Here is a 23,784-nt window from a genome sequence, read left to right as displayed (position 1 = left end):
AGGGACCAGGTGAAAAGCATGCAGATTGCAGAATTATACGATACGGTGAAGACGATCCGAAGGGAGCTCCACCAGATTCCGGAGATCGGCTTCGATCTGCCGTTGACTTCGGAATATGTCCGCCAAAAGCTGGTGTCGTTCGGTTATGAACCGATCAGCACCGCCGAAACGGGATGGGTGGCCGTCCTGAAGGGCAAGTCCCCGGAAGCAGTTGCTTTCCGTGCGGACATGGATGCCTTGGAGGTAACCGAGGAAACAGGAGCGGATTTCGCTTCCCTTCACCCGGGCAAAATGCATGCGTGCGGCCACGACGGGCATATGGCCCTGTTGTTGGGATTCGCGAAATACCTGAAGTCCCTGCCGGTTTTGGAAAAGTCCGTCGTTTTGGTCTTCCAGCCGGCTGAAGAAGGACCGGGCGGCGCGAAATGGATCATGGATTCCGGCATCCTGCAGGAGCTGCAGGTCGAAAAGATCTACGGCTACCACCTGTACCCGAGTCTGCCTGAAGGCATCCTCGGCTTGGCCAAGGGTCCGTTGATGGCACGCAACGGCGAATTCGACATCACGCTTGAAGGCGTCAGCTCGCACGCCGGGCAGCCGCACTTCGGCAAGGATGCCTTGATCGCCGCCGCGCAGATCCTTCTTTCGGTCCAGAACATTCTGGCCCGCGACCTCGATCCGTTGCAACCAGCCGTCGTGAACATCGGCACGCTGCATGCCGGGGAGGCCCGCAACATCGTGGCCGGAAAAGCCGAGATGACCGGAACGATCCGGAGCTACGACAAAGCAGTTTATGCTTCCATCAAGGAACGCCTTGCCGACATCTGCGCAGGCATCGAGCGCATGAGCGGTGTCATCTGCACGTTGGATATCCGCGATTTCTATCCGGAAGTCACGAACGATGCAGAAATGATCGGCGCGTTGATGGACGCGCTGCCGGCCGATGCCTACGAAGTCGTCAAACCATTGATGCTGGCCGAGGACTTCGCTTTCTACCAAGAAAGCATCCGCGGCGCCTTCATCCTGCTGGGGACCGGCCGTCCCGACATGGGCTGGACGCACCCGCTCCACAGCAGCCGCTTCAACTTCGACGAGAAGGTGCTGCTGCAGGGAATCGCCTGCTACGACCTGATACTGAAAAATGAAGGACTGAAGGGCTAAAAGCCAACAGCAAGTCACCGAACACACAACATACAAGCAAAAAGCACCCTCACCGGGGTGCTTTTTGGTTTTGGGATGCGAATGGTGATTGCCGTCCTCCGATGAGGGGTGCTTCACCGGAGGACAGGACCGCATTTGGAAGGCCTCCTCCGACCAGCAGAAGCCTCCTCGGAGGAGAGTCCTTTTATTACCGATCTCCTCCGGCGAACGAACCCTCGCCGGAGCTGAGGGCCAGTTTGCATTGCTCTTTTCCGGCAGCCGCTTTTTGCCAAATTTGATCGAAGCGGGCAGACCGGATGAGTTGCCGCAATGTTGCACCACATCCAATAAAATTGTAAAGGTTCGCTTAAGTTGATGGATCGGAAAAGCATTTTCCCGGCAAAAAAGGTACAATAGAATCACATATTGGATGAAAGAGGGGAAATTATGCATAAGAAAAGATTATCCGCATTTCTTTTAGGTTCCACAGCATGGCTGCTTGTCGCGTGCCAAAGTCCGGCAACAGACACGACAGCCACTGAGGCGACAAGCACATCGCAAGTACAATCAGATACAGAGGCGACCAGCGAAGCCAGCAACCAAGCTGCTTCAAGAGCGAGCAGTCTGGAAGCAGCCGAGAGTGTGCAGGCACAATCCGCCGCAAACAGCACCGCGGATCCCGATGCAGCAGCCAATACGGATGAGACCGCCGATGAGTCAACGCTGATCAACGAGGCGAAACAAACAATCACGCAACTGACTGGTTATGTCGAAAGCGATGTGTACTTGTTCATCGTGGAATCGGTCGAGGGCAGTGAAGTCACCATCAACGTCCGCGAAAACGGCGCAGATGTAGCCAGTTCCGTCGGATTTTACCGCTACAACGGAACGACCGGGGAACTGCTGGAAATGGATGTCGTAACAGGGGAATACACCCGCCACCCTGCACAATACTAAAAGGGCAGGCTTGATTTAAAAGGAAGAGTGTGATGATGATTTTCGATTTGGGATTATTGGCGAAAATATTTGCGATCAGTCTGAGCTACGTGACGATGAACACGATCCGGTTCATGTTGACGATAAAAGGCTACCGCGTTTTGGCGCCACTATTGAGCATGGTGGAAATCGTCATCTATGTTTTGGGTCTCTCGATGGTCATGAACAGTCTCGACAATCCGCTCAATCTGGCGGCCTACGCCCTCGGGTACGGCGCCGGCATCGCTATCGGCATCAAAATCGAGGATTGGCTCGCGCTCGGATACACCATGATCACCGTCATGACACAGGATGTCGACAGCCCGATGCCCAACCAACTGCGCGATTTCGGCTACGGGGTCTCGTGCTACAGAGCCCACGGTAGGGACGGCGAGCGGCTTGTGCTCGAAATCCTGCTGACACGCAAAGCCGAACGCCATCTTCAGAACAAAGTATTGGAAATCGATCCGAAAGCTTTCATCGTTTCATACGATCCGAAATATATCCACGGAGGCTTTTGGTCCAAACGGGTCCATCTCGGCAAATAAATGAATGAACAAATGAACGGACAAGGAAAGGGGAAACGATATGACAGAACTTGTGAAATTGGGAAGAACCGACCTACTGGTCCATCCGATCGGGCTAGGGGCGAATAAAATCGCCGCAGCCGATCCGGAAACAAACACCGAATACGGCGGAGACGTGCTCTTGAGCGCAATCACCAAAGGACTTAACTTCATCGACACGGCGTTTATGTATGGAATGGGCACTTCCGAGACGATCATCGGCAAGACGCTGAAGGAACACAACCTGCGCAACAAGGTCGTCATCGCAACAAAAGGCGCGCACCAAGTGACGGAAACGGGCATCGTCCTGAACAACAATCCGGCTTTCCTGACGGAGCAGGTTGAAAACAGCCTGAGACGTCTGCAGACCGACCATATCGATCTCTATTACATCCATTTTCCGGATGAAGCGACACCCAAAGCCGAAGCGGTCGGTGCGCTCCATCGACTGAAGGAGCAAGGGAAGATCCGTGCCATCGGCGTCTCCAACTTCAACCTGGAGCAGCTGAAGGAAGGCAACGCCAACGGCTACATCGATATTGTCCAAGATGAATACAATCTCCTGAACCAGTCGGCTGAAGAGAAGCTGTTCCCCTATTGCCGCGAACAGGGCATCTCCTTCATCCCATACTTCCCGTTCGCATCCGGTCTGCTGGCCGGCAAGTACAGGGAAGATTCGGTCCTGTCTGAGAAACAACAGCAGCGTCCGCAGTTCAAGGGTGATACCTACAAAGATATCCTGAACCGCGTGGACGAGATCCGGCCGCTCGCAGTGAAGCACCAGACCGGGTTGCAGAATGTCGTGTTGGCCTATTATCTGTCCAAGGACATCGTCGACGCAGTCATTCCGGGCGCACGCAACAGACAGCAGGTGCTTGAGAACCTCGAGGCCGCCGAAGTCCGTTTGGATGAGGAGGACATCGCTTTGATCCAGCAAACTTTCCCGGCATCGTACCGCTTGCCGAAATGATTTTCTGATCGTCGAAAAAACCCCAGCATTACAAAATGATGAAAAAAGCATTTGACATTCATTAGATACAGGCATAGAATTACATCATAATCTAACAAACAGAAGGGGGAGAATGAGAATGGATGCGACTTGCGGAATGTGCACACTACAGAACAAAAAGAAAGCATCGTTCTCTTTCGATGCCCTAGTCATTCTAAAAGTGATTTAGCCCAGGATTCTTACTTACTACAAGTAGAGTCCTATTTCCGTTTCATTGGGCTCTCATTAAAGAATGAGCCTAATCACATAGGCTCATTCTTTTTTTTCATCGTTAATTCTGATAAATAATATAGATATGGAGTGGTTTGGATGACAGAAATGACACAGACAGAGGAACAGAAAGCATTGAACATCGATTGGGAAAATCTAGGGTTCAGTTACATCAAGACTGATTACCGCTTCATTTCTTATTGGAAAGACGGAAAATGGGACGACGGCGAACTGACGACCGACAACAAAGTCCACATCAGCGAAGGCTCTCCGGTTCTGCACTACGGCCAATCCTGCTTCGAGGGGATGAAGGCATACCGCACAAAAGACGGCAGCATCAACCTGTTCCGTCCGGAAGAAAACGCCAAGCGGATGATCAACAGCTGCCACCGCCTGTTGATGCCTGAGTTTCCCGTGGAAAAATTCGTCGAAGCCGCTAAAGCAGTAGTCAAAGCCAATGAAAAATGGGTGCCGCCATACAATACCGGCAGCACGCTTTATCTGCGCCCTTATCTGATCGGTGTCGGCGACAACATCGGCGTCAGCCCGGCGACCGAATATATCTTCTCCATCTTCGCGATGCCGGTTGGCCCTTACTTCAAGGGTGGCTTGGCACCGACGAACTTCATCGTTTCCGACTACGACCGTGCCGCTCCGCACGGTACAGGGGCAGCGAAAGTCGGCGGAAACTACGCAAGCAGCTTGCTGCCTGGTAAAGAAGCGCATGACCGCAACTTCAGCGACTGCATCTACTTGGATCCGGCTACGCACACGAAGATCGAGGAAGTCGGATCCGCAAACTTCTTCGGCATCACGAAGGACAACCGTTTCGTGACACCGAAATCACCATCAATCTTGCCGAGCATCACCAAGTACTCCCTGTTGTATTTGGCCGAGAAACACTTGGGCATGGAAGTCGAGGAAGGCGATGTCTTCATCGACAAGCTTGACGAGTTCAGCGAAGCCGGCGCCTGCGGTACAGCCGCAGTCATCTCTCCGATCGGCGGCATCCAGTACGGCGACAATTTCCACGTCTTCTATTCGGAAACGGAAGTCGGACCTGTGACGCGCAAATTGTATGAAGAACTGACCGGCATCCAATTCGGCGACTTAGAAGCGCCGGAAGGTTGGATCGTGAAAGTAGACTAAGCTAGATAGATAGAAATGCAGCTCTCTAAGGCCTTTGTGCTGGAAGAGGGCTGTTTTTTGTCGTTGCCGGCTGCCGGAGCGGAACGCTGGCCGGAGAACAGCGTGCGTGCCGGCGATCAACTTCGGCGAGCGAATGTTGGTCGGAGGAGAGGGCGCAATCCGGCAGGCGAACTCCGGCGAAGCCGACGTGGCCGGAGGTGACAGTTTTCCGGGATGCTCATCTCCGGCGAGGACCGCCTTCCCCGGAGCAGGGCAGATCGCTAGCACTAGCATTCTCAATGCTTATCTGTGGCAATCAGAGCCGCTTTTGGCTATGATTAAGCTATAGAGCTTGGCGGGAGGAAAAAGCAATGAACGCACTAAGGAAATACATCAAAAATCCAAAAATTCGCCAAATCATCGTCCTGTTCCAACAGCATTGGGGCCGGATGGAGATCGGACGGCAATCAGCTGAGATGGCTTACTATGTGCTGTTGGCGCTGCTTCCGACCCTGTTGTTGCTGGGGAACATCATCCCGTTGCTGCCGTTGCCGCGGGAGCAGGTGCTGGCTTACGTGGAGATGGCCTTGCCGCTTGAAATCAGCAATACGCTCACGCCGATACTGGAACAGTACTTGAACAGCGGCAGTGGCGGGGTGGTTTCATTCGGGCTGGTGCTGTCGATCTGGACAGCTTCGAAAGCCTTCAATGTCTTTCAGAATGTTTTGAATCAAGTGTACAATACGAAGATGCGCAAAAATTTCATCGTCCACAGGGTCTTTTCGTTCGTGATCGCTTTTCTGTTGGTCGCCATGATTGCGCTTGTCGCCTTCCTGTTCATGTTCGGGAGATATATCCGTGATTTCTTCGAAGAGTTCTTGTCCATCCGGTTGGATTTCATCACCGCTTTCGAAAATGTCCGTTGGATCGGGGCCTTCCTGATCATCTCCATCATCATGACGGTCATTTATTTCGTGGTGCCGAATGTGCGTTGGTCATTCAAATTTGCTGTACCGGGTGCGGCATTCGCAACGATAGGTTTCCTGTTGATTTCGCAGCTGTTCTCCTTGTATGTCGGAGTCGCCGGCAGCCAGACAATCGGGAACAGTGCGATCGGCGTCGTGATCACGCTGCTGTTGTGGTTATATCTGATGGGGACGGTGCTGATCCTTGGGGGCTTTCTCAATGTGATGCTGTACCACTATTTCCGGCCGTTGCCGGTCGTTCTGAAGGAAGAGAGCCGCTATGCGATCCGTTATTCGAAGAACGCATTGGCGCTGACCGTCAATGAACAATCGCTGAAACGGCGTCTGATCCGCAAAAAGCTGCGCATCCAAGCGAACAAACAAGCAGACAAATGATTGAATCCGGAAAGACGGGGCAAAGAGGTTTAGGTTTTTTTAAACCTCGGCGCCTTTTTTTTTGGGCGAAGTTTCTATATAATGAAAAGATAGCACGCCCATTGTTTTTGAAAGAAAGGATTTAATCATGCGAAATCAACAAACTACGCAGAATGCGGATGTTTCGAAGATCGATTACGGCATTATCCTGTCCGTGTTCCTTCTGGCCATCATCAGCGTCCTGACGATTTATTCAACTACTGTCCTGCAGACGGACGGCGGCATCGGTACGACCATCATGCAGCTTGTCTGGTACGGCATCGGCATCATAGCCGCCGCCATCGTGATGCATTTCGATTCCGAACAACTCTGGAAAGTCGCGCCGATTGCATACGGGGCCGGCATCCTGTTACTGTTCCTGGTCCTCATTTTCTATGACCGCAACACCTATGCGCTGCAAGGGGCGAAAAGTTGGTTCCGCTTCGGCGGCGTCACCTTCCAGCCTTCAGAAGTCGTGAAAGTCGCCCTCATCATCATGTTGGCGCGGGTCATCACCGAGCACAACATGCAGATCGATGACCGGACCGAAAAGACCGACATGAACCTGCTTCTCAAGATCGCCATGTGGTCGGCGGCGCCGCTACTGCTGGTCATCCTGCAGAATGACCTCGGGACGACACTCGTGTTCCTGGCGATCATCATCGGCATGACATTCCTTTCCGGCGTATCCTGGAAAATCCTGCTGCCCGTGTTCGGTACGATCGGTGCCATCGGATCGCTGCTCATCTACCTGGTTGTCTACAACCGCGATGTGCTCCTGAATTTCGGCTTCCAGAATTACCAATTCGCCCGGATCGATTCCTGGCTCGACCCATTCGGGGACAGCACCGGCGATGCCTATCAACTGGCGCAAAGCATGAAAGCGATCGGATCAGGCAAACTGTTCGGCAAAGGCCTCGGCGTTTCCGAAGTCTACGTGCCGGTGCGCGTTTCCGATATGATCTTCTCCACGATCGGCGAGAATTTCGGCTTCATCGGCGGGTGTTTTCTCATTTTCATCTATTTCCTGCTGATCTATCAGATGATCCGCATCTGCTTCGATACGAAAAATGAATTTTATGCCTACATGGCGACGGGCGTCATCATGATGATCCTGTTCCACGTATTGGAAAATATCGGCATGACGATCGGGCTGTTGCCGATCACCGGTATCCCGTTGCCGTTCATCTCGCAAGGGGGTTCGGCGCTCCTCGGCAATATGCTGGGAATCGGACTGGTCATGTCGATGCGCTACCATTACCGCAGCTACATGTTCTCGGAAGAGGACGAACATTTCGGTATCTGACCCTAACCCTAACCCAAGGAGGCAATTGCATGATCACCATCTACCAACATCCCCAATGCTCGACCTGCAAAAAGACGCGGGCCTGGTTCGACGAAGAGGGCATCGCCTACGAATTGAAGGACATCCGCGAAGAACGTCCAGAACGGGAAAGCATCCGCCAAGCGATCGCAACCGGAAATCTGACGCTGCGCCGCATCTTCAACACGAGCGGCAACCTGTACAAGGAAATGCAGCTGAAGGACAAGCTCGACAGCATGGACCTGGAGGAAGCACTGGACCTGCTGGAATCGGACGGCATGCTGATCCGCCGGCCATTCGTCACGGACGGCAAGCAGATCACGGTCGGCCACGACGAAGAAAAATTAACGACTACCTGGAAATAAGCGAAGGAGGAAAACAACATGTCTGAAAACACAGTGAAATACAGCGAGAGCGGCTTCTGGATCAAGAAGGAGGCGGACAAGTACATCATCGGGCTGTCCGAAAAAGGCCAGGACGATCTGGGAGAAGTCAGCTTCATCGACCTTCCGGAAACGGGTGTGATCAAAACGACCGACACCCTGATCGGGGTCGAAGCCGCCAAAGCGATGACCGACTTGGCTTCGCCATTGGCGGGCACGATCACGGCCGTCAACGAAGCATTGGAAAACAATCCGGAGAACCTGAACAGCACCGATGCAGCAGTGAACTGGATCGTCGAACTTACGGACGTCTCGGAGGAAGCTTTCGAAGCATTGCAGAACGAATCCGGACTGTAAACGAATGTGAAAATATAAAGAGGCAAGCAGCCGGACATCGGGTCCGAGTGCTTGCCTTTTTGATTTTTTAATTTGTTCCGGCGAAGGCCGGGTTGGCCGGAGGAGCCGGCCGCGGATAGGTCTGTCCTCCGGCGAGAGAATCTTGGCAGGAGGACAGATTGATTATCCTGTTCGTCCTCCGGCGAGGTTTTTCTCACCGGAGGACGCGAAACCTTTCCGACCCCAACTCCGGCGAAGGAATCCTCGCCGGAGCTGAGCCCCGAAACCCGAAATGCTCCTAGCGCGTCGCCCGCGCGACCAGATCCTCAAAGAACAGTCGCATGTTTTTGGCTTCCGGTATCATCGTCTCCGGGTGCCATTGGATAGCGAGGATGCTTTGTTCCGGATCGGTCGCTTCGACGGCTTCGACAAGACCGTCGGGGCTGTATCCGACCGGCTGCAAGCCCTTGGCAACGACCTTCAGCGCTTGGTGGTGGAAAGAATTCACCGACAGCTTTTCGCCAACGAGTTCATGGAGGTGGCTGCCTTCGGTCACGATGACGGAGTGGGTCGCATACTTGAAGTCGGTCTTCTGCTGATGCTGGATGCGCATATCCGGATATTCATGCGCAAGGTCCTGATACAGGCTGCCACCCATCTGGACGTTCAAAATCTGCAAGCCGCGGCAGACAGCCAGGATCGGTTTCTTCTGTTTCAAGGCTTCCGCCACAAGCGCCATTTCGAAGTCGTCGCGCAATGGGAATGTCGCACCGATGTGCAGGCTCGGTTCCTCGCCGTAAAAGTTCGGTGATACATCCTGTCCCCCGGTCAACAACAGCCCATCGATTTTGGCGACGTAGTCCGCTGCCGTTTCGGGCGCGCCGATCGGAAGGATCAGCGGATTGCCTCCTGCGGCCTGGACCCCTTTCACGAATCCGATGGGGGTGTAGGCGACGGATATCCCTGAAAAAGCCGGGACAGCTTCCAGTAATTGGTTGCCGGTGATGCCGATCAATGGTCTCATATATGTTGTCTTCCTTTCGCTGATGACTGATTTTCACCATTTTACATCATAATTGAGAATATGGGAAAGAATCGTTCTTATGAGTGGACAAACCGGGTTGATAGTTTATAATGATTATAAATTGAAAAAAATTATCGTTGATTAAATGGGTTTTCATAATGATTCCATTGCGAAAGGTTTTCAATTGGGTTAAAATAGTCGTAGTGTCAATAATGAAGGTTCGATTAAAATATATAGATTGTGAGGAGTTAATTTATGTCTACTTTAGAAATAATAGATCTGCATGTCTCCATTGAGGATAAACAAATTTTGAAGGGTGTCAACCTGGTGATGAACACCGGTGAGATCCACGCCATCATGGGGCCGAACGGTACGGGTAAATCGACTCTGTCACAAGCAATCATGGGTCATCCGAGCTACACGATCACGCAAGGCCAGATTCTTTTGGACGGTGAAGATGTGACGGAAATGGAAGTCGACGAACGCGCACGCGCAGGTCTGTTCCTGGCGATGCAATATCCGAGCGAAATCGCCGGCATCACAAACGCTGAATTCATGCGCGCAGCCATCAATGCCCGCCGCCCGGAAGACGACAAAATTTCGGTCATGAACTTCATCAAAAAATTGGACGAAAAAATGGAAATCCTGAACATGCCGGAAGAAATGGCTGAACGCTATTTGAACGAAGGCTTCTCAGGCGGAGAAAAGAAACGCAACGAAATCCTGCAGTTGATGATGATCGAACCGAAATTCGCCATCCTTGACGAAATCGACTCCGGTTTGGATATCGATGCTTTGAAAGTCGTTTCCAAAGGCGTGAACCTGATGTCCGGTCCCGACTTCGGCGTCCTGATCATCACCCACTACCAACGTCTCTTGAATTATGTACACCCTACATTCGTCCATGTCATGATGGACGGCCGCATCGTGAAATCCGGCGACGCCAGCCTGGCGAAACGTCTGGAAGCGGAAGGCTACCGCGGCATCCGCGACGAATTAGGTCTAGATATCCATTTGGATGAAGAATAGGAGGACGTCACATGCTGAACGAAGAAAAAACGTCCTTGTTGGATGCGGTTCGCCTGTTTTCCATTGAAAAGGAAGAACCGGAATGGATGCGCAGCAAACGATTGGAATGGCTTGAAAAATATGAAGAGCAGGCTTTCCCATTGATGGAACGCATCAGCTACCACCGCTGGCCGCTGCTTGACACAACCATCTCTGCTGGTGGGTACGGCGAGGAATTGGTGAACAGCCAAGGTCTCCAATACGACTTGGGCGATACACCGAAAATCGTGCAATACGGAAACGTGACGCTGATGGAGCAATTGCCGCAGCATCTGATCGATCAAGGCGTCATTTTCACTGATCTGTATACAGCCGCTCAGGATTATCCTGAACTGGTCCAGGAATACTACATGACGACAGCCGTGAAACCGGAAGAAGACCGTTTCACCGCTTTCCACACAGCCTTCATGAACAGCGGCGTCTTCCTTTACGTGCCGAAGAACGTCGTCATCGAAGAGCCGTTGGAAGCTCTGTTCATCCAGAATTCCCACGTGAAGGAAAGTTTTGTCAAACACGTGCTTCTGGTCGCTGACGTGAACAGCTCAGTCAAATACGTGGAGCGTTACGAAACCGACGGCAACGAAAAGAACAGCGCCAACATCATCGTCGAAGTCATCACGAAAACTGGCGCGCAAGTCAAATTCTCTGCAGTCGACACTTTGGGCGAAAACACTTCCGTCTACATCAACCGCCGCGGCCACCTGTTGAAGGATTCCTCCATCGATTGGGCGATCGGCGTCATGAACGACGGCAATGTCATCTCCGATTTCGATTCCGATCTGATCGGCGACGGTTCCCACAGCGAGATCAAAGTCGTGGCTGTTTCCACAGGCAGACAAGTGCAGGGCATCGATACCCGCGTCACGAACTACGGCAAGCACTCGATCGGCCATATTCTGCAGCACGGGGTCATCATGGACCGTTCGACATTGACCTTCAACGGCATCGGCCACATCATCAAAGGCGCGAAGGGCGCCGACGCCCAACAAGAAAGCCGCGTCCTGATGCTTTCGGACAACGCCAGAGGGGATGCGAACCCGATCCTGTTGATCGACGAGAACGACGTCACAGCCGGCCATGCTGCCAGCGTCGGACGCGTCGACCCGGAAGAAATGTTCTATCTCCTTTCCCGCGGTATCCCTAAGGCAGAAGCTGAACGTCTGGTTATCCGCGGATTCCTGGGTACGGTCATCGCGGCCATCCCGGTAAAAGAAATCCGTGAAGGCTTGGTAGAGATGATCGAAAGGAAGTTGATGAAGCTTTGATCGATGCAAAAAAAATCAAACAAGACTTCCCGATCCTTTTCCAGACCGTGAACGACGAGCCGCTGATCTATCTGGACAACGCGGCCACTTCACAAAAACCGAAACAGGTGCTGGAAGCCATCCAACATTACTACGAATTTGACAACGCCAATATCCACCGCGGCGTGCATACTTTGGCGGAACGCGCGACTTCAGCCTATGAAGCTGCCCGCGAAAAACTGCGCCGCTTCATCAATGCCGCTTCAACGAAGGAAGTTCTCTTCACCCGCGGCACGACGACCGGCCTGAACTGGGTCGCTGTCGGCTTCGGCGATCTGATCATCGAAGAGGGCGACGAAATCTACATCACGCCGATGGAGCACCACTCCAACGTGGTTCCTTGGCAACAGTTGGCGAAACGCAAGAAGGCCAAATTGGTCTACCTGCCGTTGACTGCAGACGGCTTCGTCGATGTCGAAAAATCGGCTGAAGTCGTCACTGCAAAAGGCAAAATCATGTCGGTCTGCCACTCCTCGAACGTCTTGGGAATCACCAACCCGATCAAGGAACTGGCTGCATTGATCCACCAGCACAACGGCTACATGGTCGTGGACGGCGCCCAATCAACGCCGCACATGAAAGTCGATGTGCAGGCATTGGATGCCGACTTCTACGCTTTCAGCGGCCATAAGATGCTGGGGCCTACCGGATCCGGTGTGCTTTACGGCAAGGAAGCCTTGCTTGAAAAAATGGAGCCAGTCGAATTCGGCGGCGAAATGATCGATTTCGTCTATGACCAGGAAAGCACCTGGAGTGTCCTGCCTTGGAAATTCGAAGCGGGCACACCGAACATCGCCGGTGGAATCGGCCTTGGCGCTGCCGTCGACTATCTGGAAGCGATCGGCATGGATGCCATCGAAGCCTACGAGAAGGAAATGGTGCGCTATGTGCTGCCGAAACTGCAGGCAATCGAAGGCATCACTGTCTACGGTCCTGCCGATCCGGAAAAGCATACAGGCGTCATCACCTTCAACCTGGAAGGGATCCATCCGCATGACTTGGCTACGGCTTTCGACATGGAAGGCATCGCTGTCCGCGCCGGCCACCACTGCGCACAGCCATTGATGCGTTACTTGGATGTATCTTCGACAGCCAGGGCAAGTTTCTATTTCTACAACACATTCGAAGAGGCCGATCAATTCATCGCCTCCTTGCATAAAATAAAGGAGTTTTTCAAAGATGGCTTTATCTAAACTAGAAAACCTATACCGCCATGTCATTCTTGACCACTCCAGTCATCCGCACAATTACGGCACCTTGGAAAACGCCGACGAACAGATCGAGCTGAACAACCCGACCTGCGGCGATGTCATCACTTTGCAGTTGGCGATGGACGGCGACATCATCAAGCAGGCCAAATTCTCAGGCCACGGCTGCAGCATCAGCACAGCCAGCGCCAGCATGATGACGGACGTGGTCATCGGCAAGACGAAAGCAGAAGCATTGGCCTTGGCGGAAGAATTTTTCCTACTGGTGCAGGACAAAATCGAGCCGAACGAAAAACACCTCGGCGAAGCAATCGTCCTGAACGGCGTCGCGAAATTCCCGGCCCGCATCAAATGCGCCACTTTGGCTTGGAAGGCTTTGGAAAGAGCGATCATCCAAGACAAAAAAGAAAAAGGGGAAGAACAAGCGGAATCCCCGCATGAAGGAGAGATCTTATGAGCGAAGTACCAGTAGTTGACGATTATAAATTTGGCTTTCATGACGACGCAAAAATCATCTATTCCACCGGAAAAGGACTGACTGAAGAAATCGTCAGGGAAATATCCGAATCAAAAGAAGAGCCGGAATGGATGTTGGATTTCCGTCTGAAATCATTGGAAGCCTACCATAAATCAACCTTGCCGAATTGGGGACCGGATTTATCCCATCTGAAATTCGACGAAATCACTTATTTCCAGAAGGCAACCGATAAAGTAGCCAGAACCTGGGAAGATGTGCCTGACGAAATCAAGGAAACTTTCGAAAAAATCGGGATCCCAGAAGCTGAGCGCGCATATCTGGCCGGCGTAACGGTCCAGTATGAGTCGGAAGCCGTCTACCACAACATGAAGGATGAGTTCGAGAAATTGGGCATTATCTTTACCGATACGGACACTGCCCTGAAGGAATATCCGGAAATCTTCAAGGAATACTTCGCCAGCATTGTACCGCCGACTGACAACTTCGAAGCGGCCTTGAATTCGGCTGTTTGGTCCGGTGGCACGTTCATCTATGTGCCGAAAGGCGTCATATGCGATGTGCCATTGCAGACTTACTTCCGTATCAACAACGAAGGTTCCGGCCAATTCGAACGCACGCTGATCGTCGTCGACGAAGGCGCCAGCGTACACTATGTCGAAGGCTGTACCGCACCGACTTATTCGGCCGACAGCCTGCATTGCGCAGTCGTTGAGATCATCGTGAAGAAGGACGCCTACTGCCGCTACACGACCATCCAAAACTGGTCAGGCAATGTCTATAACCTGGTGACGAAACGTGCTGTAGCCTTGGAAAACGCGACGATGGAATGGATCGACGGCAACTTGGGATCAAAAGTGACCATGAAATACCCGAGTGTCATCCTGAACGGACGCGGCGCCAAAGGAACGATGCTTTCCGTAGCTTTCGCCGGCAAAGGCCAACAGCAGGATACCGGCGCGAAAATGATCCACAACGCACCGTACACATCCAGTTCGATCGTCTCTAAGTCGATCGCCAAAGACGGCGGGGCAGTAAACTACCGTGGACAAGTGAAGTTCGGCAAGAAATCGGAAGGATCGATCTCGCATATCGAATGCGATACGATCATCATGGATGACATCTCCACTTCCGACACGATTCCGTTCAACGAAATCCACAACGGTAATGTCTCCCTGGAGCACGAAGCGAAAGTTTCCAAAATCTCCGAAGAGCAACTGTACTACCTGATGAGCCGTGGCCTCAGCGAGTCGCAAGCGACCGAAATGATCGTCATGGGCTTCGTCGAGCCATTCACCAAAGAACTTCCGATGGAGTATGCAGTCGAGTTGAACAGACTGATTGCGTATGAAATGGAAGGGTCAGTGGGTTAATGTAAAAAGAGGTTCAAAAACGTTTGTATATCAACGTTTTTGAACCTCTTTTTTTTTTTTTTTTGAATTTTTCGAAGCGTGGGGTTCTTTTATTTACCCAGGTAAATTATCAATTGCATATTGCGCTTGTTCTGCCGAGTAACCTTCGTAAATCAATTGATCATACAAACCTTGATCGGAGAACGAAGAGAAGTCTAAATAATCAATAGCTGTTTGAAGAGCATTCGCATTCCAATCCGTTACCACATTATCGACAGCGTATTGTACTGCATCTTCAGGAAATCCTTCATATATCAGTTGGTCATAAAGCCCAGATTTAGAAAAACTCGTAAAATTAAGGTAGTCATTTGCGCTACCTAGTGCATTTCTAAATTCTCTTGAAACTTCAGGAGCAGCAGGAGCTGGAGCTGACGCTACAACAGGTTCGCTTGGTACAGTCGCTACTGGCTCTTCAACGATACTAGGTTCTTCAACAACAACGCTCTCAGAAGAAGCGGCCTCTGGTGCAGCAACTTCAGCAATAACGCTCTCGGAAGAAGCGGTTTCTGGTTCAGCAACTTCAGCTTTCTCTGTTTGTTTAGCCGTTGAAGTATTGGCATTATTATCAGCGCTGGATTCGGAATCAGATCCGCCGGAACCGAGCAAGATAATGCAGCCGAATAGGCCGATAACCGTAGCTACTACAGAGATTTTCATTTTTTGAGGATTCGGTTCTTTCTTTGTATAGTACCAAATGCCAAGTCCTCCAATAACTAAAATAATAGGTGAAATCATTGAAAATAAAGCAATTAAAATACTGAAAATCGTCAGGCCGCCAATCCATTTACCAATCGTTTTCATTTCTTTTTACCCCCTCATATTTTTCGGTTCCGTATAGAGAAAAGCAACGTCCAACGGCAGACCACTTGCCGTTATTATCATTATACTCTAATAAACGATAAATATTGCGGACAAAATAAAATATTTTATTTGTAGTAAATATATAATTCGATTCATTACAAATCAAATACGACTTCAATAGCCTTTCCAAGTATCCGGACAGGGATCTTTTCCGTGATAATGCAAAGCGCATAAATGCTGTTCTCTCTAACCCGCATAACAATGAGTGGGAACGGACTTCCGGCCAAGCACCATCCGTCCGGAGGTCAACACCGAAAATAGGCCGTCACCTCCGATGAGGACCGCCCAACCGGAGGAGGGCGGCTCAGGCGGTATCTGATTTCCAGCGAGGACCTGGCAACCGGAGAAGAGCTAAAAAACGAGCCCGCTCTCCTCCGGTTGCCCCACGACGGAAGCAATCTGTCTCAGATTTCCCCACAAAATAAAATAACCATGGTTGCGCTTCATTTTTTATTTTCATAATCAAAAGCACGATATTTACGAATTAAAGTATCAAGAAGTCGCTACATATTGTGGAAGCAGCTGGTCGTAAGGTATTCTATTGGAAATTCAAGAAGTTCAGAAAGTTCTGACAGTAATGAATTTAACGAAATGTGGGAGGAGGGAATAAAATGTCAAGTTTCTTTAGTTGGGATTTAGTATGGGAATATTTACCTAAAATTCTCAGTGCGTTGCCCGTGACCTTGTTGATCGTAGGCATTGCGACTCTTGTAGGCTTGGTGTTGGGAAGTTTTATTGCGTTCATACGGGTGGAAAAAATACCGATATTGAATCAACTAGCCGCAATATTTGTTTCCTTCATTCGCGGGACACCGATTCTTGTCCAGTTATACATCGTTTATTACGGTGTACCCAGCCTCTTACAGGCGATTCAGATTGATGTGTCATCATGGGACAAACTTATTTTCATCTACATTACGTACGGATTGAATACCGCAGCGTTTCAATCAGAAACCATTAGGGCCGCAATCTTGAGTGTACCTACCACGCAGAAAGAAGCCAGCATCGCTTGTGGATTGACGAAGTCGCAAATGTACCTGCGGGTCATTCTTCCGCAAGTTGTTGTCGTGGCGTTACCATCATTCGGTACAACCACGGTCGCGTTACTGCAGGATACCTCGTTAGCATTTACGATCGGGATAGTGGATGTGGTAGGGAAAGCGCGGGCCATTGGGGCTGTGACCTTCCATACGTTGGAAGGCTACGTAGGCGCGGCAATTCTGTTCATAACCTTGAGCATTGTTCTTGAAAGAGTCTTTGACGTGTTGGAGAAACGGATGGATTTCACAGAAGTAAAAAAATCGGCGTTCCAACTGCCAAGATTATTACTGTTTAAAAATAAAAAGGTCCAACTGAAAAAGGTTCAAAAAATCGAGACAAATTTGAAGGAGGAATTATTATGAAAAAGACAACATTGGGATTCGGAACAAGTTTATTGATGGCAGGGGTTATCTTGGCTGGATGTGGCAGCGGCTCAGCTGAAACCGAGAGCGCAGCGGCAGACAGCGGAGCGACAGAGGTTAAAGTGGGGACAGGGAATTCAGCACTTCCGTATGCGTATTTGGATGAGAATGGCGAATATGATGGCTATGATGTCGCCGTAGTGAAAGCCATTGATGAAAAACTGACGGATTACACGTTCACTTTTGAAGGAGCGGACTTCCCGACAACCTTGTCAAATTTAGAGAGCGATAAGGTTCAGATGGCAGCTTTTGAACTTGAAGTGAACGCAGAGCGCCAAGAGAAATTTGTATACGGGGATGTCGGTTACGTGGTTTGGGATACATATATTGTTTCGGATCCGGATGCAGGAACGGTTTATGAGACCTTCGATGATCTTGCCGGGAAAAAAGTTTACGCCACAACTGCGACGAACCAGGCTGCAATGGCTGAAACGTATTTAGAAGAAAACCCCGGTGCTTTTGAATTGATTTATGGCGAATACAACAACGAACAGATCGTTCAAGCGATTACCTCAGGCGCAGTGGATGCATCTTTGGCACCAAAATATCAAGTGGATAACTGGAATAAATCCTTTGACGAAAACTTAGCGATCGGAAGCGAACCAGTCCACAATTCGGATGCTTACTTGCTCTTCAATAAACAAACCGATCAGGCTTTGATCGATGCCGTGAATACAGCATTAGAGGAACTGAAAGCGGATGGAACCATCAAGGAACTTTCCGAAGAATACTTAGACGGTGATTATGTGCCAGAATAAGAAAGGATGAGGGCCATGAGTTTTAAATTTGAGGTGATGATCCAATCATTGAAAGTAGCAAGCCAATACATTGGCACAACATTATTCATGGCCATCACAGCGATAGCCATCGGCGTTATTTTAGGGTTAGGGATAGCGCTGATCCGGCTTTATCGCATCAAAGGGCTGAGCCAATTTTTCCAAGTGGTGGTCACTTTGCTGAAAGGCATTCCGATGGTATTGATCATTCTCGCTCTGTACCTGGTCGCTTCCAAACAGTTTGATGTTTGGTCGGAATCCATGAATTGGTCGCTGCGGTTCAGAGATTTCAACATGGTATGGATCGCCATTTCCGCATTGAGTCTGTTGGCCACGATCAACAGCAGCGAGATTTTCCGCGGAGCCTTTGCGGCAATCAAAAAAGGGCAGTTCGATGCCGCCAAATCGATGGGCATGACCAACCTTCAAACGATCCGCCGGGTTCTGTTGCCGCAAGCAATCCCAATTTCATTACCGATGTTCAGCAATCTGTTGATCAGCTTGGTTAAGGCTTCGTCCTTAGCCTCGATGGTCAGTGTCGTCGATGTGTTCGCAGCTGCAAAAATCACAGCCCAGCAAAACTACCGCTTCCTGGAAGCCTATGTGGCGGTTGCGGTCATCTATTGGGGAATCAGTTTAGTAATCGAAAAAGGTGCGCAACTTCTCGAAGAGCGCATGACCCGTAAATTGAGGAGGGCGATTGTATGATGGAAGTACGCAATATCCACAAGCGCTTCGGTAAACAGGAAGTCCTCAAAGGCATCGATATGGATGTCGCCAAAGGAGAAGTGGTCACGCTTCTGGGGCCAAGCGGTTCCGGCAAAACAACCTTTCTCCGCTGCCTGAACTTTTTGGAACGGGCGGATGAAGGCAGCATTCTCCTGGGAGAAACCGAAACGATCGTAAATAAAGCCAATCCGAAAGAGATTTTGGCGCACCAACGCCAAACCGCGATGGTCTTTCAGAATTATGCGTTGTTCCAGAACAAGACAGCGCGCGAAAATATTGTCATGCCGCTGATGCTGACGAAAAAAAGGACGAAGCAGGAAGCGTATGAAATGGCGGATGCTTTGTTGGAACAGGTGGGCCTGACTGAACGCAAAGATTTTTATCCCAGCCAATTATCCGGCGGCCAACAGCAAAGGATCGGGATTGCGCGGGCGTTGGCGCTGAATCCCAAAGTGATACTGTTCGATGAACCAACTTCAGCGTTGGACCCGGAATTGGTCGGGCAAACGCTGACGCTTCTGCGGGACATCGCAGAAACCGGCGCAACGATGGTGCTGGTGACGCATGAGATGAAATTCGCTTATGAAGTCTCGGACAAAATCGTCTTTATGGAAAACGGCCTGGTGGTCGAACAAGGAAGTCCTAAGGAAGTGTTTGAACAAACGAAAGAAGAGCGGACCAAAGCCTTTTTGGCCCGTTTCACATCTCAAATGGCTAGATAGAGGAGGAAATCAGATGGCATATCGTTTCGCAAATCGTATCAAGGAATTGAAAACATCTCCTTTAAGGGAAAATGCAAGTAAAAACATGGAACTCAAAGATGTGATCTCATTTGCTTACGGCTTTCCGCCGGTTGAAGCTTTTCCAATGGAGACCCTCCAAAAAATTTCCCAAAAATTGTACACGGAAGTCGATCCGGAAACATTTTTGCAATATGGTGCCTCAGAAGGCTATCCCTTGCTGCGCAAGCTGGTCAAGGAAAGGCTGGCGACAACCGCCAATCTGCAGAATGAGGAACAGGTGCTGATTACATCGGGTTCCACCCAAGCAATGGATATCGCCGTGAAAGTTTTGTGTAACGAGGGAGACGTCGTGCTCTGCGAAGAACAAACCTTTTCAGGGGCGGTGAATGCAATCAAAGGCTACGGAGCCATTCCCATACCAATCCCGATGAACGTCGCAGAAGAATCCGTCGATTTGGAAGCACTGGAAGAACTGCTGCGTTTCGACCAACGCATCAAGTTCATCTACCTCATTCCCACGTTCCAAAATCCATTGGGGACATCGATTCCTCTGGAAAAACGCCAAGCGATTTACAGTTTGGCCCAAAAATATGATGTGCTGATTTTCGAAGATGACCCTTATGGCGATCTCCTGTACTACGGGGAGCCGATCATGAAGCTGAAGGAGATGGATACGGATGGGCGCGTCATGTACGCGGGTTCGTTCTCCAAAATTTTGGCACCCAGCGCACGGTTAGGCTTCATTATGGCGCCTGATGAAATCATGGAAAAACTGGCTTTGGCCAAGCAAGTATCTGATTCCCACACCAATTTTTACTGGCAAGTGATGCTGGCGGAATTCATGCAGAATCATCAATTTGAAGAACATGTCTCGGAGTTGAAGCTGTATTATAAAGGAAAATTTGAAGCAATGATTGCGGGTCTTGAAGCATTGCCTGAAGACAAAATCCAGTTCATCAAACCGACTGGCGGCTATTTCATCTGCTGCAAAATGGCGGATGAATTGGATCCGGAAACATTCTATACGGCATTGGACGAAGCCAAGGTCGCCGTTATCCCTGGGAATGTGATGAGCGTGGCGCAAGAGGGGTACGAACATTATTTCCGTTTGAATTTCACCAAACCTACACTTTCGGAAATCGTGGACGGCGTAAAAGTAATCGGTGAAGCTTTGAAACAAGCGACACCAGCATCGTATAAACAAGTGATTTGAGGAGGATACTATGAGATTGATTTATTATGGGGTCAGTGCTGACGAAGAAAAATTCATCAAGCGTTGGAGTTTCAGCAACAAAATACCCGTGACCATCATTAATGAAGGCATATCCAGCGAAAATGTCCATTTCGCCGGCCCGCATGATGGGGTCTGCCTGTATCCGAGTCCGGAAATGCGCCAAAGTGAGTTGCTCTACCGCAAGTTGCGGGAGCAAGGCATTCACCAATTGTCGGTCAAATCGACCGGCGTGGATGGCGTCAACTTCGAATGGGCGGAAAAATATGGATTGACAGTGACGAACGTTCCTTCCTACAGTCCCACTTCAGTCGGTCATTTTGCGATCATGTCGATTTTGATGGTGCTGCGGAATATTCCAACCGTGCTGCAAACAAACTCATCCCGAAAAGCAGCAATCGGGCGGGAATTGCAGGATGTGACGGTCGGAATCCTGGGGACGGGACGGATCGGTTCTGTGGTCGCTGAGGGCATCCATACTTTGGGCGGACGCGTGATCGCCTCAAGTTCGAATGAAAATCCTGACTTGAAAGGGAAAGTCAGCTATGTTTCTTTTGAGGAACTGCTGAAAGAATCAGATGTTCTGTCCATACATATCCCTTTATCTGAAGAATCCACTTATCTATTTTCAGAGGAAACTTTTGCTAAAATGAAACCCGGAAGTTGCCTTGTGAATACGGCGCGCGGAAAAATTGTCGATACCGAAGCGCTGATCCAAGCTTTGGCAACCGGAAAACTGGCTGGTGCAGCCTTGGATGCGTTGGAAGACGAGGAAAAATATTTTTCCGTCGGTTGGGAAAAGAACCCTTATTATTCCCGCTTGATGGCCATCCCGAATGTCATGATCACACCGCATATCGCTTACCATACCGAATTGGCGGTACAAGAAATTGTTGAGACCTCGTTGACCAATGCGCGGGATATCATAATAGCAGGAAGTTGCCGGAATACGATCTCACTTTGAGAACCAAAAAAGAAGGAGGAGATGAAGATGATCCAGGCGCAAATAAGTGGACTGAAAAAAAGTTTCGGTAAGAATGAAATATTGAAAAACGTAGGTTTGACCATCAATAAAGGCGAAGTTGTCTGCATTATCGGCCCGAGCGGCTCCGGCAAAACCACCTTCTTGCGTTGTTTGAATCTCTTGGAACGGCCGGATGCAGGCATGTATGAACTTGGCGACCTTCGCTATGATCTCAGCCGTATCGGTTCGCATCAGAGCCGGGAAATTGCCAGAAAAACAGCGATGGTTTTTCAATCCTATGAACTGTTCAGCCATATGACTGTGCTGCAAAATGTGATGGAAGGATTGGTCACACCCCGCAAAGTCCCCAAAAAGCTGGCAGAAACGATTGCCACTTCTGTCCTGGAAAAGGTTGGGATGGCGGACAAAGCAGGGATGTATCCGATCCAACTATCCGGTGGGCAGCAGCAACGGGTCGGAATTGCCCGTGCGATGGCGCTGTCTCCAGAACTTCTGTTGTTCGATGAACCCACATCGGCCCTTGATCCGGAACTTGTCGGAGATGTGCTGAATGTGATGAGGCAATTGGCTGACACGGGTCAAACGATGATCATCGTGACCCATGAGATGCAGTTCGCACAAGAAGTGGCGGATAAAGTTGTCTTCATGGCTGATGGCGTGGTCGTTGAAGCAGGAACGCCAGCGGAGGTTTTTGATGATCCCAAACAAGAGCGGACAAAACAATTTTTGATGCAAGTCCGTTTCAAAACAGCAGTCTGAGAGGGATGTCGCGTGGAATATACGGAAGTTAAAAGTAAGCTTTGGACCAAGGATTTCCTCTTGGTGAACAGCATCACGTTTTTGGCGATGACGGCAATCACGACCCAAATGGGAACGTTGCCCCTCTATGTGACTGCCTTGGGTGGGTCTAAAGCGGTTGCCGGAAGCATCATAGGAATTTTAGGCATTTCGGCTTTATTTTTCCGCTTGCCGATCGGAATATTATTGGACCGATATGGTCGCAGGCTGTTGCTCACGATCGGTTTGGCGATTCTGTTCATTGATTTCGCCTTGTTGAATGTGCTGCAGACGCTCTTGATGCTGTTTTGTTTGCGTTTGATCCAAGGCATCGGCAACAGTATCCAAGCGACAAGCGCAGCGACGATGGCGGCGGATTTGATTCCAAAGGAACAGTTATCTGTCGGCCTGGGCTACTTCAGCATCGCCCAAGCAGTCCCTGGCGCAATCGGACCTTTGCTGGGAGTGGCGGTGGTGGAAACATCCGGATTTGCGGCCTTGTTTCGGGTGGCGCTTTTGTTGACAAGTGTCGCTTTTGTATTAAGCTTTTTTCTAAGTACAGAATCGCCAAGAACGCTTTTTTTCGGAGAAAAGCCAAAGACGAAGGGCGGAGCGGCTGAAGCGTTGACCGTCATGAAGAATCGAGGCGTGACTTTTCCGAGTTTGATCATGTTTTTGATTTGCTTTGCGAATTCCGGTGTGATCGCATTTATCGCCCAGTTTGCAATCGAAAAGAAAATAAGCGGAGCCGGCTACTACTTTACAGTGATGACGGTCGTCACGGTTCTGATCCGGTTTCTCTTCCCCCAAATGTTGAAGCGCGTCAATCAAACGTTCTTGATTTGCGGCAGCATATTGAGCATCAGTGCAGCGTTCGGACTGCTTGCTTTTGCCGATGATCTTGTCCATCTTCTTTTAGCGGCAGTGATGTATGGAATCGGGTTTGCCAGTTTGTTGCCGGTCATGAATACGATTGTTTTGCAAAGTATTTCCGATCAGGAACGCGGACGCGCGATCGCGATTTTCTCGGCTGCTCTGGATGTGGCGTACGGCGGCGGTGCAATGCTTTGGGGCGTCATTGCCAGTGTGTTCGGGTTTCAAGTCATGTACCTCTTTTGTGGAGGATTCGGGATAACCGCTCTGTTTGTTTACCTTCTGTTTGATGGCAGGAAGAAGAAACAAATGTCATGAAAGGTAACACATCCTGTGAGCCCAACCTTGCAACTCTTTTCATTTCTTACTAAAATTAAGAAAATGATGAGAATTGTTAGGATGGAG

At 50.2% G+C, this 23,784-nt stretch carries 24 protein-coding genes; 22 read left to right on the top strand and 2 right to left on the bottom strand.

All coding sequences use genetic code 11. The features are described from left to right. The first annotated feature begins 18 nt into the window (after positions 1-18). The 9 genes from BM184_RS07355 (at position 19) to BM184_RS07310 (ending at position 8,471) form a co-directional block, all read left to right on the top strand. Positions 19-1,161, top strand: a complete 1,143-nt coding sequence (locus tag BM184_RS07355) for a M20 metallopeptidase family protein (RefSeq protein WP_086942728.1) — start codon at positions 19-21, stop codon at positions 1,159-1,161. Between the two features lie 426 nt (positions 1,162-1,587). Beyond that, entirely contained in the window at positions 1,588-2,097 is a 510-nt protein-coding gene (locus BM184_RS07350; protein ID WP_086942611.1) for a hypothetical protein, read from the top strand. Between the two features lie 35 nt (positions 2,098-2,132). Then, on the top strand, positions 2,133-2,663 hold the full coding sequence (locus BM184_RS07345; protein WP_086942729.1) for a DUF2179 domain-containing protein: 531 nt from the start codon (positions 2,133-2,135) through the stop codon (positions 2,661-2,663). A 40-nt stretch (positions 2,664-2,703) separates the two neighbouring features. Further along, positions 2,704-3,651 (top strand): aldo/keto reductase, encoded by a 948-nt coding sequence (locus BM184_RS07340; protein WP_086942612.1) that lies wholly within the window; start codon positions 2,704-2,706, stop codon positions 3,649-3,651. Positions 3,652-4,008: 357 nt separating this feature from the next. Next, positions 4,009-5,049, top strand: coding sequence for a branched-chain amino acid aminotransferase (locus BM184_RS07335; RefSeq protein WP_086942730.1), 1,041 nt, complete (start codon positions 4,009-4,011; stop codon positions 5,047-5,049). Between the two features lie 350 nt (positions 5,050-5,399). Beyond that, entirely contained in the window at positions 5,400-6,389 is a 990-nt protein-coding gene (locus BM184_RS07325; protein WP_086942614.1) for a YihY/virulence factor BrkB family protein, read from the top strand. Between the two features lie 127 nt (positions 6,390-6,516). Beyond that, positions 6,517-7,713: an FtsW/RodA/SpoVE family cell cycle protein gene (locus tag BM184_RS07320; RefSeq protein ID WP_086942615.1), complete on the top strand. Its 1,197-nt coding sequence runs from the start codon at positions 6,517-6,519 to the stop codon at positions 7,711-7,713. Between the two features lie 29 nt (positions 7,714-7,742). Continuing rightward, positions 7,743-8,096: an arsenate reductase family protein gene (locus BM184_RS07315; RefSeq protein ID WP_086942616.1), complete on the top strand. Its 354-nt coding sequence runs from the start codon at positions 7,743-7,745 to the stop codon at positions 8,094-8,096. A gap of 18 nt (positions 8,097-8,114) precedes the next feature. After that, positions 8,115-8,471, top strand: coding sequence for a glycine cleavage system protein H (locus BM184_RS07310; RefSeq protein ID WP_086942617.1), 357 nt, complete (start codon positions 8,115-8,117; stop codon positions 8,469-8,471). Between the two features lie 277 nt (positions 8,472-8,748). Here BM184_RS07310 and BM184_RS07305 read toward each other — a convergent pair whose 3' ends face one another. Further along, positions 8,749-9,474 carry a gamma-glutamyl-gamma-aminobutyrate hydrolase family protein gene (locus BM184_RS07305; protein ID WP_086942618.1) on the bottom strand — a complete coding sequence of 242 codons (726 nt, stop codon included), beginning with the start codon at positions 9,472-9,474 and terminating at the stop codon, positions 8,749-8,751. A gap of 255 nt (positions 9,475-9,729) precedes the next feature. Between BM184_RS07305 and sufC the strand changes: the two genes are divergently transcribed. The 5 genes from sufC to sufB are packed head-to-tail and all read left to right on the top strand — an operon-like array spanning position 9,730 to position 14,902. Beyond that, complete coding sequence (sufC, locus tag BM184_RS07300) at positions 9,730-10,503, top strand: Fe-S cluster assembly ATPase SufC (RefSeq protein WP_086942619.1); 774 nt, start codon at positions 9,730-9,732, stop codon at positions 10,501-10,503. An 11-nt stretch (positions 10,504-10,514) separates the two neighbouring features. Next, positions 10,515-11,807 carry a Fe-S cluster assembly protein SufD gene (gene sufD, locus BM184_RS07295; protein WP_086942620.1) on the top strand — a complete coding sequence of 431 codons (1,293 nt, stop codon included), beginning with the start codon at positions 10,515-10,517 and terminating at the stop codon, positions 11,805-11,807. Further along, the gene (locus BM184_RS07290) at positions 11,804-13,039 is read left to right on the top strand and encodes a cysteine desulfurase (RefSeq protein ID WP_086942621.1); all 1,236 of its coding nucleotides are present in this window, start codon (positions 11,804-11,806) and stop codon (positions 13,037-13,039) included. Before sufD ends, BM184_RS07290 begins: the two co-directional genes overlap by 4 nt. Further along, a complete protein-coding gene (sufU, locus tag BM184_RS07285) occupies positions 13,026-13,511 on the top strand; it encodes a Fe-S cluster assembly sulfur transfer protein SufU (RefSeq protein WP_086942622.1) in 486 nt (161 codons plus the stop codon). The genes BM184_RS07290 and sufU overlap by 14 nt, the downstream gene beginning before the upstream one ends. Continuing rightward, positions 13,508-14,902 (top strand): Fe-S cluster assembly protein SufB, encoded by a 1,395-nt coding sequence (gene sufB / locus BM184_RS07280; protein ID WP_086942623.1) that lies wholly within the window; start codon positions 13,508-13,510, stop codon positions 14,900-14,902. The genes sufU and sufB overlap by 4 nt, the downstream gene beginning before the upstream one ends. A 93-nt stretch (positions 14,903-14,995) precedes the next feature. On the opposite strand, the gene BM184_RS07275 is transcribed toward sufB, so the two are convergent. Next, on the bottom strand, positions 14,996-15,742 hold the full coding sequence (locus BM184_RS07275; RefSeq protein WP_086942624.1) for an Ltp family lipoprotein: 747 nt from the start codon (positions 15,740-15,742) through the stop codon (positions 14,996-14,998). A gap of 671 nt (positions 15,743-16,413) precedes the next feature. On the opposite strand from BM184_RS07275, the gene BM184_RS07270 reads away from it, so the two are divergent. The 8 genes from BM184_RS07270 to BM184_RS07235 are packed head-to-tail and all read left to right on the top strand — an operon-like array spanning position 16,414 to position 23,697. Beyond that, positions 16,414-17,205, top strand: a complete 792-nt coding sequence (locus tag BM184_RS07270) for an amino acid ABC transporter permease (protein ID WP_086942625.1) — start codon at positions 16,414-16,416, stop codon at positions 17,203-17,205. Continuing rightward, positions 17,202-18,023, top strand: coding sequence for a transporter substrate-binding domain-containing protein (locus tag BM184_RS07265; RefSeq protein WP_086942626.1), 822 nt, complete (start codon positions 17,202-17,204; stop codon positions 18,021-18,023). The genes BM184_RS07270 and BM184_RS07265 overlap by 4 nt, the downstream gene beginning before the upstream one ends. Before the next feature lie 15 nt (positions 18,024-18,038). Continuing rightward, a complete protein-coding gene (locus BM184_RS07260) occupies positions 18,039-18,749 on the top strand; it encodes an amino acid ABC transporter permease (protein WP_086942627.1) in 711 nt (236 codons plus the stop codon). Continuing rightward, positions 18,746-19,492: an amino acid ABC transporter ATP-binding protein gene (locus tag BM184_RS07255; protein ID WP_086942628.1), complete on the top strand. Its 747-nt coding sequence runs from the start codon at positions 18,746-18,748 to the stop codon at positions 19,490-19,492. Before BM184_RS07260 ends, BM184_RS07255 begins: the two co-directional genes overlap by 4 nt. A gap of 13 nt (positions 19,493-19,505) precedes the next feature. After that, positions 19,506-20,726: an aminotransferase-like domain-containing protein gene (locus BM184_RS07250; RefSeq protein WP_086942629.1), complete on the top strand. Its 1,221-nt coding sequence runs from the start codon at positions 19,506-19,508 to the stop codon at positions 20,724-20,726. Positions 20,727-20,736: 10 nt separating this feature from the next. Further along, positions 20,737-21,708 carry an NAD(P)-dependent oxidoreductase gene (locus BM184_RS07245; RefSeq protein ID WP_086942630.1) on the top strand — a complete coding sequence of 324 codons (972 nt, stop codon included), beginning with the start codon at positions 20,737-20,739 and terminating at the stop codon, positions 21,706-21,708. Between the two features lie 27 nt (positions 21,709-21,735). Beyond that, positions 21,736-22,488 (top strand): amino acid ABC transporter ATP-binding protein, encoded by a 753-nt coding sequence (locus BM184_RS07240; protein WP_086942631.1) that lies wholly within the window; start codon positions 21,736-21,738, stop codon positions 22,486-22,488. A 12-nt stretch (positions 22,489-22,500) separates the two neighbouring features. Then, a complete protein-coding gene (locus tag BM184_RS07235) occupies positions 22,501-23,697 on the top strand; it encodes an MFS transporter (RefSeq protein ID WP_086942632.1) in 1,197 nt (398 codons plus the stop codon). Positions 23,698-23,784: the final 87 nt, after the last annotated feature.

Source organism: Trichococcus pasteurii (assembly GCF_900112935.1).
Taxonomy (GTDB): Bacteria; Bacillota; Bacilli; order Lactobacillales; family Aerococcaceae; genus Trichococcus; species Trichococcus pasteurii.
Note: the sequence above shows the minus strand (reverse complement) of the source record. Positions and strands in the feature narration are given on the sequence as shown.

Bases quoted from the DNA above. Each gene is read 5' to 3' on its own strand.
- BM184_RS07355 (WP_086942728.1), top strand. From the start codon at position 19: ATGCAGATTGCAGAATTATACGATACGGTGAAGACGATCCGAAGGGAG.
- BM184_RS07350 (WP_086942611.1), top strand. From the start codon at position 1,588: ATGCATAAGAAAAGATTATCCGCATTTCTTTTAGGTTCCACAGCATGG.
- BM184_RS07345 (WP_086942729.1), top strand. From the start codon at position 2,133: ATGATTTTCGATTTGGGATTATTGGCGAAAATATTTGCGATCAGTCTG.
- BM184_RS07340 (WP_086942612.1), top strand. From the start codon at position 2,704: ATGACAGAACTTGTGAAATTGGGAAGAACCGACCTACTGGTCCATCCG.
- BM184_RS07335 (WP_086942730.1), top strand. From the start codon at position 4,009: ATGACACAGACAGAGGAACAGAAAGCATTGAACATCGATTGGGAAAAT.
- BM184_RS07325 (WP_086942614.1), top strand. From the start codon at position 5,400: ATGAACGCACTAAGGAAATACATCAAAAATCCAAAAATTCGCCAAATC.
- BM184_RS07320 (WP_086942615.1), top strand. From the start codon at position 6,517: ATGCGAAATCAACAAACTACGCAGAATGCGGATGTTTCGAAGATCGAT.
- BM184_RS07315 (WP_086942616.1), top strand. From the start codon at position 7,743: ATGATCACCATCTACCAACATCCCCAATGCTCGACCTGCAAAAAGACG.
- BM184_RS07310 (WP_086942617.1), top strand. From the start codon at position 8,115: ATGTCTGAAAACACAGTGAAATACAGCGAGAGCGGCTTCTGGATCAAG.
- BM184_RS07305 (WP_086942618.1), bottom strand. From the start codon at position 9,474: ATGAGACCATTGATCGGCATCACCGGCAACCAATTACTGGAAGCTGTC.
- sufC (WP_086942619.1), top strand. From the start codon at position 9,730: ATGTCTACTTTAGAAATAATAGATCTGCATGTCTCCATTGAGGATAAA.
- sufD (WP_086942620.1), top strand. From the start codon at position 10,515: ATGCTGAACGAAGAAAAAACGTCCTTGTTGGATGCGGTTCGCCTGTTT.
- sufU (WP_086942622.1), top strand. From the start codon at position 13,026: ATGGCTTTATCTAAACTAGAAAACCTATACCGCCATGTCATTCTTGAC.
- sufB (WP_086942623.1), top strand. From the start codon at position 13,508: ATGAGCGAAGTACCAGTAGTTGACGATTATAAATTTGGCTTTCATGAC.
- BM184_RS07275 (WP_086942624.1), bottom strand. From the start codon at position 15,742: ATGAAAACGATTGGTAAATGGATTGGCGGCCTGACGATTTTCAGTATT.
- BM184_RS07270 (WP_086942625.1), top strand. From the start codon at position 16,414: ATGTCAAGTTTCTTTAGTTGGGATTTAGTATGGGAATATTTACCTAAA.
- BM184_RS07265 (WP_086942626.1), top strand. From the start codon at position 17,202: ATGAAAAAGACAACATTGGGATTCGGAACAAGTTTATTGATGGCAGGG.
- BM184_RS07260 (WP_086942627.1), top strand. From the start codon at position 18,039: ATGAGTTTTAAATTTGAGGTGATGATCCAATCATTGAAAGTAGCAAGC.
- BM184_RS07255 (WP_086942628.1), top strand. From the start codon at position 18,746: ATGATGGAAGTACGCAATATCCACAAGCGCTTCGGTAAACAGGAAGTC.
- BM184_RS07250 (WP_086942629.1), top strand. From the start codon at position 19,506: ATGGCATATCGTTTCGCAAATCGTATCAAGGAATTGAAAACATCTCCT.
- BM184_RS07245 (WP_086942630.1), top strand. From the start codon at position 20,737: ATGAGATTGATTTATTATGGGGTCAGTGCTGACGAAGAAAAATTCATC.
- BM184_RS07240 (WP_086942631.1), top strand. From the start codon at position 21,736: ATGATCCAGGCGCAAATAAGTGGACTGAAAAAAAGTTTCGGTAAGAAT.